The organism is Streptomyces sp. DH24, from assembly GCF_029813775.1.
Lineage (GTDB): Bacteria > Actinomycetota > Actinomycetes > Streptomycetales > Streptomycetaceae > Streptomyces.
The window spans coordinates 86607-101180 of record NZ_JARVKW010000015.1; the positions used below are offsets into that span (position 1 = coordinate 86607).

Sequence of the window (14574 nt, forward strand, 5' to 3'; positions counted from 1 at the left end):
TCAGTCGACCACGACCATCTCGCGGGTCGTGTCGTTGAGGCGGCGCCCGCCGTCCTCGGTGACCGTGACGATGTCCTCGATGCGCACACCGAAGCGGCCGGGCAGGTAGATGCCGGGTTCCACGGAGAAGCACATGCCGGGTACGAGCGGCTGCTCCTCGCCCTCGACCATGTAGGGCGGCTCGTGCGTGGTGACGCCGATGCCGTGCCCGGTGCGGTGGATGAACCGCTCCCCGTACCCGGCGTCGGTGATGACCGCGCGGGCCGCCCGGTCGACGTCCTGGCAGGCGGCGCCGGGCCGCACCGCACGGAAGCCCGCCTCCTGGGCCGCGCGCACGATGTCGTGGACGCGGCGCTCCTCCTCGGTGGGTTCGCCGACGTGGACGGTGCGGGAGGTGTCGGAGCCGTAGCCGTCGCGCAGGCCGCCGAAGTCGAGGACGACCATGTCGCCGTGTTCGATGACGCGCCGGCCGGCCTCGTGGTGCGGGTTGGCGCCGTTGGGCCCCGAGGCGACGATCGTGAAGTCGACCCGGGAGTGCCCGTGGCGGCGCAGCAGTTCGGCGAGGTCGGCGGCGACGTCGGTCTCCCGGCGCCCGGCGAACGGCACGTTCCGGATGTCCTCGAACGCCGCGTCGGCGGCGGCGCCGGCGGCGGCCAGCAGTTCCAGCTCGGCGGCGTCCTTGACGGCGCGCAGCATGGGCAGCGCGTCGGTGAGGGCGGCGTAGCCCGTGCCGGGCAGGGCGCGCTGGAGAGCCAGCAGGTGCAGGGCCCAGGTGTTGTCGCTGACTCCGTAGCGTCCGGCGGGGTCGAGGAGCTCGGCGGTGGCGAGGTAGGGGTCCTTGCCGTCGGTCCAGTCGCGCAGGGTCAGGGCGGGGGCGCCGCCCGCCCGCTCGGCGTCGGGGGCTTCGAGCGCGGGGACGACGAGGACGGGGTCGCGGCCGGGGACGAGGACCAGCAGGGTGAGCCGCTCGGTCTCGGCGGTGGGCGCGTAGCCGGTGAGCCAGACCAGGTCGGGGCCCGGCGCCACCAGGAGACCGGCGAGTCCGGCGTCGGCCGCGGTGCGCGCGGCTCGGGCCATGCGTGCCTGGTAGTCGTCGGCGGTGAAGGGCGCGGTCGTGGTGCCGCTCATCCTGGCCTCCCTCGGGTGATGAAGGGACTACGGGCAGCATCCTGCCCGTCCGGAGGGGGCCACGCGAGCCGGTTGTTCGGCTTTGCCGCACGTTGTCCTCGGCGCCCGGGTCCGGCCGCGGGGGTACGGCCGGTCAGGTGACGACGCCGGGGACCACCGTCAGCTGCCGGTAGCCGCCGCTGTCATGGCGTACGACCAGCTCGACCGGGTCTCCGGGGCGGGCCCGGGACACGGCGCGGGCCAGGTCGGCGGCGGTGTCGACGCGGGTGGTGCCGAACGCCAGGAGGACATCGCCCCGGACCAGGCCCGCCGCGTGGCCGGGGCCGGGGACGTGGACGCCGACGATCCGGGCGCCGGGCCCGTCGTCGTCCACGGCCGCCAGGCCGAGCGTGCCTCCCGCGCGCGCGGGTGCGGGCGGCGGGGCGGCGGAGGAGCGGCCTGCGCCGGGGCGGGCGGTGGCCGCACCGCCGGGGGCCGGTGTCCGGTGCGGTTGCCGGGCCGCCTGCTGCTGGAGCTCGGCGAGCCGGCTCATGCCGGCGACCGTGGCGCCGACCGTGCCGAGTCCGACGCCCGCGAGGACCAGGACCAGGCAGGCGAGCAGGGCCGACAGCGGTTTCAGCAGCCGTCGCCCCCGGCGGCGCGCGGTGTGCGGGCACCGGGCGGCGGCAGGGGCACTGCCTCCGGCGGGCACGGTGCCGCCGGAGTCCTGGCCGGGCATGGGCTTGGGACGCAACGCTGTCTGTTCCATGGATCGCCTCCGGCCAGAGCCCTACCCTTCGCGCCGGCGCACGACGTGCCACGAACGAGTGAGACTGACCTGCGGTCGAGCCGGAAAGCAGCCCGCTTCCCGGCATGCGGGGGCCGGGGGCGCCCCGCCGATGCGAGGCGCCTCCGGCCCTGTCGGCCCCGCTGTCCCTCAGCGGAGCACCGGCACCGCCGGTGGCCGGTCGGGGACGAAGCCGTGGGCGCGGCGGGCCAGGTGGTCGGCCCGGTAACGGTCGACCTCGCGGTGCCAGTTGAGGATGCCGGCCAGCCAGTTCTCCAGGCTCACCACGTAGTCGCGGATGACCGCGCGGGCCTCCTCCGACAGTGCGAAGTCCTCGTACAGGACGGGGAGTTCGTGGGCGACGACGTGCTGGAACTGCTGCATGCGCTGCGTCATCAGGTCGTGCACGACGCCGAGGGCGGCCGGGTAGTCGCAGCCGAAGAAGTTCTGCACGACGAGGATCGCGTTGTGCATCTCGCCCTCGTACTCGATCTCCTTCTGGTACGAGAAGACGTCGTTGAGCAGGCAGGCGTAGTCGATGGCCGCGTTCTCCAGGGAGCGGACCGGCCCGCTGCGGTAGACCTCGGGCGGGACGGCCGGGCCGTGGCCCATGCGGCACAGGCTCAGGGTGAGGTCGGAGCCGAAGGTGGCGCGGCGCATCTCCAGGTAGTCCACCGGGTCGGGGATGCGGTTCTGGATCTGGTTGGACAGCTCCCACAGCCAGCTCTGGAGCATGTCGCAGATGGCGGCCTTGAGTGTGCGGCGCTGCTCCGCGGTCATCTCGGCGGTGGTACGCAGCCACAGGTCGGCCAGGGACCGCTCCATGCCGTTGGCCGGGGCGAGCGGTGGTTCACCCTCGACGGGCATGCAGGCCGTGAGGCGTTCGGTGCTGAGCTTGGCGCCTGCCAGGTCGCGGCGGTGGCCGAAGACGAGCGGGTAGTAGTCGTCGGCGTAGGTGCCCCAGGCGAGCCACTGGGTGCCGAGGTCGAGCGCCTCGGGGCTGCCGTCCGGGTTGAGTCCGGCCGCGCACAGCGCCAGGTCGTTGACCGTGAGCTTGTCCTCGTCCCAGACGCCCTCGCTGAGGATGCCCATGCGGTGCGCCCACGGGAACAGCCGGGCGCGGGAACCCTCCAGGCCGGGGTTGAGGCGCAGTGCGAACGGCATGAGGAGGTCGGGGATCCGCGAGGGGCCGACCTTCCGGTACGGCACGTGCGTGTGGGCGCGCAGGCGTTCCGCGCCGGCCGAGGCGAGCAGCGCGCGGACGTCGGCGGCGGACGTGCCGAGTCCGGTGGGGGCCTGCCACGGGCTGGTGGTGCGGGCCTCCTTGTTCATGTAGCGGCTGGAGCGCAGGTGCCACTCGTGGCCGCCGGACTGCCAGTCCTGCAGGCCCTTCGCGTACGCCGCGACGGCCGCCGTCTCCTCGGGCGTGAGGCCCTTCTCGGCGGCGAGCGCGGGCACTTCGGTGAGGGCGGTGTGCTCGAACTGGTGCAGGCGCGAGGTGAGGATGTCGTTGACGGTGTCGGCGGCCTCCTGGGTCGTGCAGCCGAAGAAGGTCTCCAGGACGAGCACGCCGTTGCTGTTCTCGCCTTCGTCCTCCACTTCGCGCTGGTAGGAGAACAGGTCGTTGCGCAGGTGGACGGCGTCGGAGAACGTCTCCATCAGCACCCTGAGCGGCCTGGACCCGGCGACGGCGGCGGGCACTTCGGCGGTGGCGTACTCCACGAGCCCCGCCGACCAGGGGGCGCCGCCCACCTTGCGGCGCATCTCGATGTACTCGACGGGGTTGGCGATCCGTCCCTCGTTGATGTTGGACAGCTCCCACAGTGACTCGTTGAGGAGGTGCTCGGTGGCGACGGCGAAGCGGCGGCGCCAGTCGGCGGACATCGCCGGGACGGTGCGCGCCCACAGGTCGGCGAGGCCCGCCTCGACCGGGTTCCGCGGCTCGGGCACGTCGGTCGCGAGGTCGAGCGGCATGAAGAGGGGCAGCCGGTCGAGGTGGGCCTTGCCCGCGGCGCGGTCCTGGGTGCGCTTGAACATGTCCAGGAAGTGGTCGTCGAAGAAGAAGACCCACACGTACCAGTCGGTGATCAGGGACAGGGCGGGTCCGTCGCAGTCGGGGTGGGTGTAGGCGCACAGCAGTCCGTAGTCGTGCGCGTCGAGGTCGGACTGCTCCCAGATGCCTGAGCCCTCCAGCATGCCCATCTCGCGTGCCCAGGCCGTCGAGTGGGCACGGGCCTCGTCGACGTGCGGGTTCAGCCGCGCGGGATACGGCATGTAGAAGTGCGGGAGTTGAAACGGCTGCGTCATGGCCGGGCCCTACCCGTGGCCCACCGGCGGCATCCGGACGCCGGGACATGATCACACCATCGCGTGAACCGGGGGCGAACCGGGCACTCACCGCCCTCGCCCCGCGCTCAGCGGCGCGCGCTCAACTCCGTACCTGGATCAGGGCGTGTGTGCCGCTGACGCGCCAGCGCTGTTCCTCGGCGGCCGTCAGCGCGGCCTCGGTGGTGGCGTCGAGGCCGGTGACGACGTCGGACTTGAGGGTGCGCAGCGCGGCGACCGGGCCGGGGAAGTGGGCGGTGACGTCCGCGAACGGTGTGGTCGGTGCCCAGCGCCGGTCGCCCACCAGGCGGCGGTAGTTGAGGTCGCCCTTGACGATCGTCACGGTGGCCGCGGCGAACTCCGCGCGCAGGTCGTCGGGGAGTTCCGCGAACGGCAGCGGCCCGGCGGCGAAGGGGTGCGCCCGCACCGTGAGCCGTCCGTCGGCCATGGCGGCCCACAGGACCCCGCCGTACCGCGCGGCCGTCCCCGTCGCGCCGGTGAGGCGGCGCAGGGCGTCGACGACGTCGGCGGTCGTGGCGTCGGAGACGTAGTACGGGTACGGCTTGACGTGCAGGACGGCGCGGCCGATCCGCCCGCGCTCCAGGAGGTGGGCGACGAGCAGCAGGTCGGGGACGAGTTCCCGGCCCGCGTTGTCGGCGATCAGGCACAGCGTGCCGGTGCCGGAGGGCGGCAGCAGCGACCAGAGGGCCGCGCTGTCGTCGGCGACCAGCGGCGGGGTGGCGCCCGCCGCGCCGGTGCCGCCGGCGGAGAGCCGGAAGCCGAGGTCGGCGCGGTTGCCCCACAGCGAGCCGTGCAGCAGGGCCCGGTCCTGTTCGTCGGCGGGCAGGTCGGCGAGGCCGTCGAGGGCGGCGAGTTCCTCGTCCGTGCCGGGTGCGTCGAGTTCGGCGAGCTTGAACGGGCGGAAGGGGTCGATGCCCTGCCAGGGGCCCGGTGCGAAGTAGCCGACCGCGTCGAGGAGCCGGCGGTAGAAGTAGCTCTCTGACCACAGCCACGGCACGTCGAACCAGGACCGTCCGGCGTGGTCGCCCAGGCCCCAGGACGCCCACCGGCCGGCGTCGTGCGCGTCGGCGGGCAGTTCCTCGATCCGGCCCCCGGCGCAGCTCGCGAGCAGCGCGTCGAGGGCGCGGTGCTGTCCCGGCCCGTACGGGAAGGCGTCGCGGACCTGCCGGACGATGGCGGGGTGCCGTTCGGCGAGCACGCCGTGCGGGAACGAGCCGGGTTCGTTGCCGAGGATCACGGGCGCGGACGGGCTGTGGGGCATGCGGGTCACCGTACCCCGCGGGTCAGGCCGTGGTGATCTCCCGCTCCAGGCGCGCGGCGAGGCCGACGTAGCGGGCCCGGCGGGGCACCGGCACCAGGCCGCGGATCATGATGCGCCACAGCTCGGCCGTTCTGCGGGGCTGCCGGGCGAGCGGGTCGAGGCTGTGGCCCACGACGGCGGCGCCGACGAAGGCGCTGACCAGGGAGTGGGCGACGGCCTGCGCGTCGACGTCCGGGTGCACGTCGGACTCCCGGACGGCGCCCCGGAGTTTGCTCGTGGCGATGTCCCGCCACTCCGCGAACGGGTGGGCGAGCGGCGGGCGGACGCGGACCCCGCCGGTCGCGAGCCGCAGCCCGGCCCGCAGGATCGGGCCCTCGACGGACAGCCGGGTGATGCCGAACGTGATGCGCATCAGGGCTTCGAGGGAGGAGTAGCCACGGCTGTCCAGGTCGTTCGCCAGGCGGCGCAGCGTCCGGGACTGGATCTCCATGATGGCGTGCGCCAGGTCCTCCTTGGCCGCGAAGTGGAAGTACAGCGCGCCCTTGGTGACGCGGGCGTGCTCCACGATGTCGCTGAGGCTGGTGGACTCGTAGCCGTGACGGTCGAACAGGTCGGCCGCGGCCGTGATGATGGTCGCGCGGGTCTGTTCGGCGCGTAACTGCCTCGCCATCGGCTGACACTCCCGGGATGGATATGGACGGGTTGTACCGTGTGACCAACTACCCCCCGTGCACATCGACTCACCATACGACAGTGGCTGTCACGTCATTATGCCGGGTCACCGGGGTCCCTCCGGCCACAACAGGGCGGGCCGGTCGGCGCCCCATCCGCGCCGCCCGGCCCGCCGGTCCCGCGCACGCGCCCCCGGCCGGGGCGCGTGCGGTGGGTCAGAAGGTCAGCTTCCAGCTGTTGATCGTGCCGGTGTCCTGCGCGTACAGGTCCTGCACGCGCAGCTTCCAGGTGCCGTTCGCGGTCTCGGCGGAGGCGTTCACCGTGTAGGTGGTGGTGACGTTGTCCGCGGAGTCGGAGGTGCTGGAGGACTTCAGGCGGTACGTCGAGCCGTCGGGCGCGACCAGGTCGACGACGAGGTCACCGCGGTAGGTGTGGGTGATGTCCACGCCGACCTGGAGGGCCGAGGGGGCGTTGCCGCTGCGGCCGGTGACGGTGATCGGCGACTCGACGGCCGACCCGGCGTCCGGGATGGCGACGGGGCCGCTGCTGGTGTAGGTGGAGCCGGTGCCGGTGCCGCCCTTGACGGCCTGGACCGTCTTGGTGGCGTCGGCGAGGCCGGCGCCGCAGCCGCCGGTGCAGGTGCCGGGCAGGGCACGGGCGTTGGTCTTGATCGCCGACTCGATCTGCGCCGGGGTGAGGGCGGAGTTCGCCGACTTCATCAGGGCGGCCAGGCCGGCGATGTGCGGGGCGGCCATGCTGGTGCCCTGGTAGTAGGCGTAGTTCTCGGTCGACGGGGTCCGGGTGCCGGAGTTCAGCGTGGACAGGATGCCGCCGGAGGTGGTGGTGCGGGTCTCGCCGCCGGGCGCGGCGATGTCGACGACCGTGCCGTAGTTGGAGTAGTACGAGCGGCTGCCGGAGCGGTTGGTCGCGGCGACCGAGATGACGTTGTTGCAGCTCGCCGGGGAGTAGTTCGCGGCGTTGGCGTTGCTGTTGCCCGCCGCGACGACGACCGTGGTGCCGCGGTTGACGGCGGCGTTGATGGCGTTCTGGGTGGCGCTGGTGCACGCTCCGCTGCCGCCCAGGCTCATGTTGATGACCTTGGCGACGTTGGTGTTGGCGGGCACGCCGGAGACGGTGCCGCCGGACGCCCAGGTGATGGCGTCGATGATGTCGGAGTCGTAGCCGCCGCACTTGCCGAGGACGCGCAGCGGGGAGACCTTCGCGCCGTGGGCGATGCCGGCGACGCCCTTGCTGTTGTTGGTGACGGCGGCGATGGTGCCCGCGACGTGCGTGCCGTGCCAGGAGGAGTCGCTGGAGCCGGTGCCCGTGCCGCACTCGTCGGTGGCGTACCAGTCGCCCGGGTCCGCCGGGTTGCTGTCGCGGCCGTTGCCGTCGACGGCGACCGCGGTGTCGGAGATGAAGTCGTAGCCGGCGACGACGTTGGCGGCGAGGTCGCTGTGGGCGACGTAGCCGGTGTCGATGACGGCGACGGTGACGCCGCTGCCGGTGGACAGGTCCCAGGCGCCCGGCACGCGCATGCCGGCGGTGGCCTCGAAGAGGTCCCACTGGTTGGTGTACTCGGTGTCGTTCGGGGTGGCGAACGGCTTGTTGAGGCGGTCCGGCACGACGTAGGCGACCTGCGGGTCGGCCTCGTACTCGGCGATGACGTCGGCGACGTCCGACCGGGTGACGTTCTCGCCGAGGTCGACGAGGGCGGCTCCGGTGCCGAGGCGGCGGCTGAAGTCGAGGTTCTCGCCGGCCTTCTCGCCCTTGGCAGCGGCGTCGGCGTCGGCGGCCTTGTCCGACCTGGCCTCGGCGGCGCCCGACGTGTAGCCGACGATGAGGCGCTCGGCGGGGGCGCCGGGGGCGGCCTCGGTGCGGGCCGCGGGGACGGGGGTCTCCCGGGTGGCGTCTTCCTGGGCGACGGCCGCCTGGGCGGTGGCGGCGGTGAGCAGGGCCGCGGAGAGCGCGGCGACGGATATCAGGGCCCGTCTCGGGGAGTTGGGGGTACGCAAGGGCTTGCCTTTCGTGCCGTGGCTCCGGGCAGCGCGGAGCCAGGGTCGATCGCTTCGTCGGGGAAGCGGCGGGGGGTTCATCGAGGGGCAACGCGATGGCCGGCCGTGCGTGAAGGGCGGACCCGTTCGGGGTTACCTGTGGGTCAGCTGTGCTCGAACGATAGGCAAAGCGCCGGTTATGCGGATACAGGGGAAACCCTTGACACACCCTCGATCCGGCCGGAAACACCCCCTGTGCGGTGGCCGGTTGGCACGGGTTGGTCCGCTTCGCCCGGGACGTCACTGCGTGAACGCGCCGCGCCGTTCTCCCGCATGGCACAGGGGCCGTTCCCGTGCCGGACGAGGAACCGCAGCGGATGACCCGGATCACCGTGCGGCGTACCGCACTTGCCGTCCTGACGGCCCCGCCGCTGCTGCCGCTGTGGACGGCGGGCCGGGCACACGGGCACGGGGCGCCGACGGACCCGGCCGGCCGCGTGGTGGCCTGCTCGCCCGAGGGCGACGGCCGCGCCGGGCGGGCGGGCGGCGTGCCGGTCGGTCGTCGCCGCGCACGGCGGCGCCGAGGGCCGCGGAGCCTGGCGTTTTCCGGGGATTCACCGGCGGATCATCACGATGCGGCAGCAGCAAGTGTTGGGGGCCTCCGCTCACTTGACGACCGGTGTCCGCACACGATTGGCTCCGGGCCAGTGGACGGGTGATCGGTGCGCGCCACGCGGCTCCGGTCGCGCGCTCCGTACGCTCCGCCATGCTCTTTGCTCGGCCGCACAGCGAGGTGCCGCACGCCATGACCAGTCCCCCTCCGCCTCGTTCCCGCCCCGGTTCCCGGCGGCTCACCCGCGTCGCGGCCCTGACCGCCGCCGCCTGTCTGCTGGTGGCGGGCTGTTCGGGCGGCGGCGCGGCCGGGGAACGGGCGGACTCCGCGGACAAGGCGGGCGCCGGACGGCTCCGGATCGCGATGATCACCCACGGCGGCAAGGGCGACGCGTTCTGGGACCGGGTGCGCAAGGGCGCCGAGACGGCCGCCGCCAAGGACCGCGTCGAGCTGACGTACGCCGCCGACCCCGACGCGGCGGGGCAGGCCGAGCTGGTGCGGGACGCGATCCGCGACAAGGTCGACGGCATCGCGGTCACGCTCGCCAAACCGCGGGCCATGCGGGGGCCGATCGGCGAGGCCAGGGCGGCCGGCATACCGGTCGTGGGTTTCAACTCCGGTATCTCCGACTGGCGTTCGGCGGGACTGCTGGAGTACTTCGGTCAGGACGAGAGCCTGGCCGGCCGGGCCGTCGGCGACAAACTCGACAGCCTCAAGGCGCGGCACGCGCTGTGCGTCATCCACGAGCGCAGCAATGTCGCCCTGGAGGCGCGCTGCGCGGGCGTGAAGAAGGCGTTCGACGGCGAGACCGAGATGCTCTACGTCGACGGCACCGACATGGCCGCCGTGTCCGGCGCCGTCACCGCGGCCCTGCGGGGCGACCCCGGCATCGACGAAGTCGTCATGATGGGCGCCCAGTTCGCGCTCGCCGCGGTGGAGTCGGTGAAGGAGGCCGGCAGCAGCGCCCGGGTGGCGACCTTCGACCTCAACCACGAGCTGGTGGCGGCCGTACGCAGCGGCGACGTGCAGTTCGCCGTGGACCAGCAGCCGTATCTGCAGGGCTATCTCGCCGTGGACTCGCTGTGGCTGTACCGCACCAACGGCAACGTCAGCGGCGGCGGCGTGGCTCCCGTGCTCACCGGCCCCGCCTTCGTCACCCGCACGAACGTCGCCGCGGTCGCCGGGTTCGCCGCCGACGGGACACGCTGACAAGGGACCGCCATGTCTTCACGCAGAGCAGCCCGGCGCCGCCTCGGCTCCATACGTGTCTCCCTGGTCCTGCTGGCCGTGGTGCCCGGCGTCACCCTCGCCGCCATGTGGGGCGTGACGACGATCCAGATGTTCTCGGAGGGGCTGCGGCTGCGGGAGCAGACGCAGCTGAGCCGGTCGACCGGCGCGATGGGCACCGAGGCGACACTCGCGCTGCAACGGGAGCGGCTGCTGTCGGCCGCGTGGCTGTCCGGGCACGGCTCGCGGGGCGCGCTGGAGGCGCAGCGGCGGCAGACGGACGACGCGGTCGAGCAGCTCGTCCGGCAGAGCGACCTGATCGAGCGGGCGCCCGCCCGGATCGAGGACCGGCTGTACTCGGTCGTCGCGTCGGTCGGCAGCCTGGAGTACTACCGGGGCCAGGTGGACGACCCCACCGACATCACCGCCGGTCAGGCCCTGGAGCAGTACACGTCGATCATCGACGACCAGATTCACGCCTTCGAGGAGCTCTCCCAGGTCGACGACGGCGACCTCGCCTCGCAGGCCGGTCCGCTCGTCGCACTGGAGCACGCGGGGGAACTGGCCTCCCAGGAGGACGCGCTGCTCACGCTGGCGTGGCGGTCCGGGTATCTGGACGGGGCGGCCCGCGCCGAGTTCGCGCGGCTCGTCATCACCCGGCGCTGGATCGTCCAGGACCAGATCATGCCCTCCCTGCGCGGCACGGCCAAGGCGGAGACCGAGCGGATCCTGCACAGCCCGCAGTGGCGGACCCTGGAGGACCTGGAGAACCAGGTGCTGACCGCCCGCGCGGACGACACGGGGAAGGTCGCGCTGCCCGACGTCCGCAAGCGGTGGAGCGCCACCATGGGCAAGCTGTCCGAGGGATACACGCCCCTCATTCAGCGGCAGACCCGTGATCTGGTGGAGCGCAGCGCCGACCGGGCCGACGAACTGCTCCTGACCGCCGCGTCGCTGAGCGCCGGGGGGCTCGTCGCGCTGCTGCTGTGCGTCGGCATGTCCTGGCGGATCACCCGCTCCCTGTCCCGCCGGCTGCGCGGCCTGCGGGTGGCCACACTGCGCCTGGCGGAGGAACGGCTGCCCGAGGTGGTGGCCCGGCTGGACCGGGGCGAGACGGTCGACGTGGAGTCGGCGGCGCCGCCGCTGGACTACGGGCACGACGAACTCGGCCAGGTGGCACAGGCGTTCAACACGGCGCAGCGCACGGCCGTGCACACCGCCGTCGAACTCGCCGACACCCGGCGCGGTTTCCAGAAGGTGATCCTGGGCATCGCCCGGCAGAGCCAGAACCTGGTCAACCTCCAGCTCAGCAAGCTCGACGCGCTGGAACGCGAGCACTCCGACCCCGAGGTCCTCAAAGGGCTGTACGAACTCGACTCCACGGCGAGCCAGTTGCGCCGCTACGAGGAGAACCTCGTCATCATCAGCGGCGAGCAGCCGCGCCGCAGCTGGCGGGAACCGGTGGCGCTGCTGGACATCCTGCGCAGCGCGGTCAGTGAGGTCGCCGAGTACCGGCGGGTGGAGGTGCGCACCGAGGAGAGCGAGGAGGGAGTGTGCCTCGCGCCGCCCGCGGTGGCCGACGTGATCCATCTGCTGGCCGAGCTGATCGACAACGCGACGGTGTACTCGCCTGCGCCCAGCCCGGTCGAGGTGCGGGCGGTGCTGGTCGCCAAAGGGCTGGCCGTCGAGATCGAGGACCGCGGGCTCGGCATGCCGGAGGACGACTACGCCTCGCTGAACGCGCAGTTGGCGGTGCCACCGGAGTTCGACGTGGTGGCCCTCGCCGACGACCTGCGCCTCGGCATGTTCGTGGTCGCCCGCCTGGCCCACCGCCACGGCATCGGCGTCACGCTCCGCCCGTCGCCGTACGGCGGTACGACGGCGGTCGTGCTGATCCCGCACGAGGTGGTGGTACGCGAGGAGCCGACGCCGGACCCGAAGGACACCCGGAGCGACGGGAACGCCGGGGGCGCTGCGGACGCCGGGGTCACCGTGGGTGGCGCGAACGCCGGGGACGCTTTGGGCGGCGCGAACGCCAGAGACACTGTGGGCGGCGCGCACGCCGGGGGCTTGGAGAGCTCCGGGAACGCCCGAGACACCGAGGCCCCCGGAAACGCCCGGAAAACCGAGAGCTCCACGAGTGCCCGGGACACCGACAGCTCCACGAGTGCCCGCGACACCGAGCGGCCGGGGAGCGCCCGCGACACCGAGGAGTCGGGAAGCGCCCGCGACACCGAGGAGTCGGGGAGCGTCAGGAACGGCGGGAGCGCCGGTGGTGGGCGGCACGGCGGGGCCGGCGAGAGGGATGCGCCCGCCCCGGGTGCCGGACGCGCCACGCCCGCGGCGGCCACCCGGGCCGTCGCCGCCTCCCGGTCGGCGGTCGGCACCCTCCCGGAGACCGCCGCCCCCGCCCTCACCCCGTTGCCGCGGCGTGTGCCGCAGACGAGTCTCGCCGCCGAGCTGCGCGAGGAGCCCGCCGGTCGTGAAGAGGCCGCCCCGCACGACGAGTTCACCGAGTTCACCGCGGAGCGGGCCGCCTCCTCGCTGGCCGGGTTCCAGCGCGGCACGCTCAAGGCACGCCGGGAGGACGCCGCGCCCCCCGCGCCGGGCGAGCCCTCCGCCCACCCCCCGACTCCCCCCGCCGACCGCTGACGAAGGACACCGCCATGACACTCCCCTCCCCCGCCACGCACACCCAGCTGGACCAGCTGCTGACCGGACTCGTGGACCGGGTCGCCGACGCCAGCCAGGCGGTGGTGCTGTCCGACGACGGGCTCGTGCTCAGCAGGTCGACGGGGTTCCTGCGGGACGACGCCGAGCGTCTGGCGGCGACCGCGTCCGGTCTGATGAGCCTCAGCAAGGGCGTCAGCATGGACTTCCGCGGCGGCCCGGTGCGTCAGGCGCTCATCGAGATGGCCAACAGCTATCTGATCCTCACCTCGGCCGGCCCGGGCGCCCTGCTGGTCGTGCTGACCGGGCCGGGCGCGGACGTCGGCGTGGTCGCGTACCAGATGAACCTGCTGGTGAAGAAGATCGGCGAGCACCTCAGCGCGGCACCGCGGGCCGCCGCGGGTCCCGCGGCCGACGCCGGCGTGTGAGGTGGACGGAGCGGAATCGGCGGGCCGGCTCGTCCGGCCGTTCACCCTGACCGGGGGCCGGACGCGGCCCAGCCGAGCCGACTTCACCCTCATCACGACGGTGACCGCGGTGGACCCGCCGCCGGAGCGGGCCCCCCGGCCGCAGGCCGAGCACCTGCGGATTCTGCGGCTGTGCGGCGAGCCCGTCGCCGTGGCGGAGCTCGCCGCCCGGCTCGATCTGCCGGTGAGCGTGGTCGTGATCCTGCTGTGCGATCTGCTGGAGGCGGGCCGGATCATCGCCCGCCCGCCGCATCCCGTCTCCGGGACGTCCGTCGACCTGGACCTGCTGCGCAGGGTCAAGGACGGGCTCGGCCGGATCTGACCGCGCCGCGCACGGCCGGGACCGGAGCCGGTCCACGGCCGCGCACCCGGCTCAGTCCAGGCCCACCGACTCCAGCCAGGACTTGGCCACGTCCAGCGGGTCCTTCTTCTCCAGCTGCACCTGGGCGTCCAGGTCGCGGAGCGTCCGGGTGTCGAGCTTCGCGGAGACCGCGTCGAGCGCGTCGACGCCCTCCTTCGGCAGCCCGTCCTTGTAGACGAGGGGCTGCACGTTCTGGAAGCCGAAGAGGTTCTTCGGGTCCTTCAGGACGACGAACTTCTCCTTGCTGATGGTGGGGTCGGTGGTGAAGATGTCCGCGACCTGCACGGCGTTCTTCTTCAGCGCCGCCTGCGTCAGCGGGCCGCCCGCGTCGAGCGACTTGAACGACTTGAACTCCAGTCCGTAGACCGACTTCAGGCCCACGAGGCCCTGGTGCCGGGTCTGGAACTCGGGCGAGCCGCCGAAGACCAGGCCGGGGGCCGCGTCCTTGAGGTCGGCGATGCTGGACTCGGCGGTCAGGCCGTACTTCTTTGCGGTGGCGGCGTTGACGGTGACGGAGTCCTTGTTCTGCGCGGACGACGGCTCCAGCAGGGTCAGCCCGGCGTCCAGCTTCTTCTCCAGGGCGGCCGTCGTCTCCTCGACGGTCCTCGGGGTGGCCTTCGGGTCGAGGTAGGCCAGCAGGGAGCCGTTGTATTCGGGCAGGACGGTGATGGAGCCGTTCTTCATGAGGCCGTAGGTGGTCTCGCGGCTGCCGATGTTGGGCTTGTAGGTGACCTTGACGCCCCTGGCCTTCAGGGCCTCGCCGTAGATGTCGGCGAGCAGGATGCTCTCGGCGAAGTTGTTCGAGCCGACGACGACGGTGTCGCCGCCGCCCTCGTCGCCCTCCGCGAGCGGGTTGGAAGGGTCGTCGGAGGAGGAGCAGCCCGCGAGCACGGCTGCCGTGGCGGCGATCGCGACGGTGAACGCGACCGCGTGTCTCGTCCGGGTCCGGCTGCTCTTCGCGGTGGAAGTCATTGACTGATCCAATCCAGCCACTTCTCGGTCAGTCAAGAGCGGCCTGGTCACCAATTGGCGTCGATGTGCGGCCCGTTGCGCACAGCGACGATCCGGT

11 protein-coding genes are annotated in these 14574 nt (G+C 73.0%); 4 read left to right on the forward strand and 7 right to left on the reverse strand.

Annotation, left to right across the window (positions count from 1 at the left end; translation table 11 throughout):
- From QC282_RS14725 to QC282_RS14750, 6 genes are all read right to left on the reverse strand, one after another.
- Complete coding sequence (locus tag QC282_RS14725; RefSeq protein ID WP_279549794.1) at nucleotides 1–1128, reverse strand: aminopeptidase P family protein; 1128 nt, start codon at nucleotides 1126–1128, stop codon at nucleotides 1–3.
- 133 nt (nucleotides 1129–1261) lie between these two features.
- Complete coding sequence (locus QC282_RS14730; protein ID WP_279549795.1) at nucleotides 1262–1876, reverse strand: PDZ domain-containing protein; 615 nt, start codon at nucleotides 1874–1876, stop codon at nucleotides 1262–1264.
- 168 nt (nucleotides 1877–2044) lie between these two features.
- Nucleotides 2045–4201 carry a germacradienol/geosmin synthase Cyc2 gene (gene cyc2, locus QC282_RS14735; RefSeq protein ID WP_279549796.1) on the reverse strand — a complete coding sequence of 719 codons (2157 nt, stop codon included), beginning with the start codon at nucleotides 4199–4201 and terminating at the stop codon, nucleotides 2045–2047.
- 121 nt (nucleotides 4202–4322) lie between these two features.
- On the reverse strand, nucleotides 4323–5501 hold the full coding sequence (locus QC282_RS14740) for a damage-control phosphatase ARMT1 family protein (RefSeq protein WP_279549797.1): 1179 nt from the start codon (nucleotides 5499–5501) through the stop codon (nucleotides 4323–4325).
- A gap of 22 nt (nucleotides 5502–5523) precedes the next feature.
- A complete protein-coding gene (locus QC282_RS14745) occupies nucleotides 5524–6171 on the reverse strand; it encodes a ScbR family autoregulator-binding transcription factor (RefSeq protein ID WP_279549798.1) in 648 nt (215 codons plus the stop codon).
- A 217-nt stretch (nucleotides 6172–6388) separates the two neighbouring features.
- The gene (locus QC282_RS14750) at nucleotides 6389–8188 is read right to left on the reverse strand and encodes a S8 family serine peptidase (protein ID WP_279549799.1); all 1800 of its coding nucleotides are present in this window, start codon (nucleotides 8186–8188) and stop codon (nucleotides 6389–6391) included.
- Between the two features lie 784 nt (nucleotides 8189–8972).
- On the opposite strand from QC282_RS14750, the gene QC282_RS14755 reads away from it, so the two are divergent.
- The 4 genes from QC282_RS14755 to QC282_RS14770 are packed head-to-tail and all read left to right on the forward strand — an operon-like array spanning nucleotide 8973 to nucleotide 13466.
- Nucleotides 8973–9989: a substrate-binding domain-containing protein gene (locus QC282_RS14755; protein ID WP_279549800.1), complete on the forward strand. Its 1017-nt coding sequence runs from the start codon at nucleotides 8973–8975 to the stop codon at nucleotides 9987–9989.
- Nucleotides 9990–10001: 12 nt separating this feature from the next.
- On the forward strand, nucleotides 10002–12659 hold the full coding sequence (locus QC282_RS14760; protein ID WP_279549801.1) for a nitrate- and nitrite sensing domain-containing protein: 2658 nt from the start codon (nucleotides 10002–10004) through the stop codon (nucleotides 12657–12659).
- A 14-nt stretch (nucleotides 12660–12673) separates the two neighbouring features.
- Nucleotides 12674–13105 carry a roadblock/LC7 domain-containing protein gene (locus QC282_RS14765; RefSeq protein ID WP_279549802.1) on the forward strand — a complete coding sequence of 144 codons (432 nt, stop codon included), beginning with the start codon at nucleotides 12674–12676 and terminating at the stop codon, nucleotides 13103–13105.
- Nucleotide 13106: 1 nt separating this feature from the next.
- Nucleotides 13107–13466 (forward strand): DUF742 domain-containing protein, encoded by a 360-nt coding sequence (locus QC282_RS14770; protein WP_279549803.1) that lies wholly within the window; start codon nucleotides 13107–13109, stop codon nucleotides 13464–13466.
- Nucleotides 13467–13517: 51 nt separating this feature from the next.
- On the opposite strand, the gene QC282_RS14775 is transcribed toward QC282_RS14770, so the two are convergent.
- Complete coding sequence (locus tag QC282_RS14775) at nucleotides 13518–14477, reverse strand: ABC transporter substrate-binding protein (RefSeq protein WP_279549804.1); 960 nt, start codon at nucleotides 14475–14477, stop codon at nucleotides 13518–13520.
- Nucleotides 14478–14574 lie beyond the last annotated feature (97 nt).

Bases quoted from the DNA above. Each gene is read 5' to 3' on its own strand.
- QC282_RS14725 (WP_279549794.1), bottom strand. From the start codon at position 1,128: ATGAGCGGCACCACGACCGCGCCCTTCACCGCCGACGACTACCAGGCA.
- QC282_RS14730 (WP_279549795.1), bottom strand. From the start codon at position 1,876: ATGGAACAGACAGCGTTGCGTCCCAAGCCCATGCCCGGCCAGGACTCC.
- cyc2 (WP_279549796.1), bottom strand. From the start codon at position 4,201: ATGACGCAGCCGTTTCAACTCCCGCACTTCTACATGCCGTATCCCGCG.
- QC282_RS14740 (WP_279549797.1), bottom strand. From the start codon at position 5,501: ATGCCCCACAGCCCGTCCGCGCCCGTGATCCTCGGCAACGAACCCGGC.
- QC282_RS14745 (WP_279549798.1), bottom strand. From the start codon at position 6,171: ATGGCGAGGCAGTTACGCGCCGAACAGACCCGCGCGACCATCATCACG.
- QC282_RS14755 (WP_279549800.1), top strand. From the start codon at position 8,973: ATGACCAGTCCCCCTCCGCCTCGTTCCCGCCCCGGTTCCCGGCGGCTC.
- QC282_RS14760 (WP_279549801.1), top strand. From the start codon at position 10,002: ATGTCTTCACGCAGAGCAGCCCGGCGCCGCCTCGGCTCCATACGTGTC.
- QC282_RS14765 (WP_279549802.1), top strand. From the start codon at position 12,674: ATGACACTCCCCTCCCCCGCCACGCACACCCAGCTGGACCAGCTGCTG.
- QC282_RS14775 (WP_279549804.1), bottom strand. From the start codon at position 14,477: ATGACTTCCACCGCGAAGAGCAGCCGGACCCGGACGAGACACGCGGTC.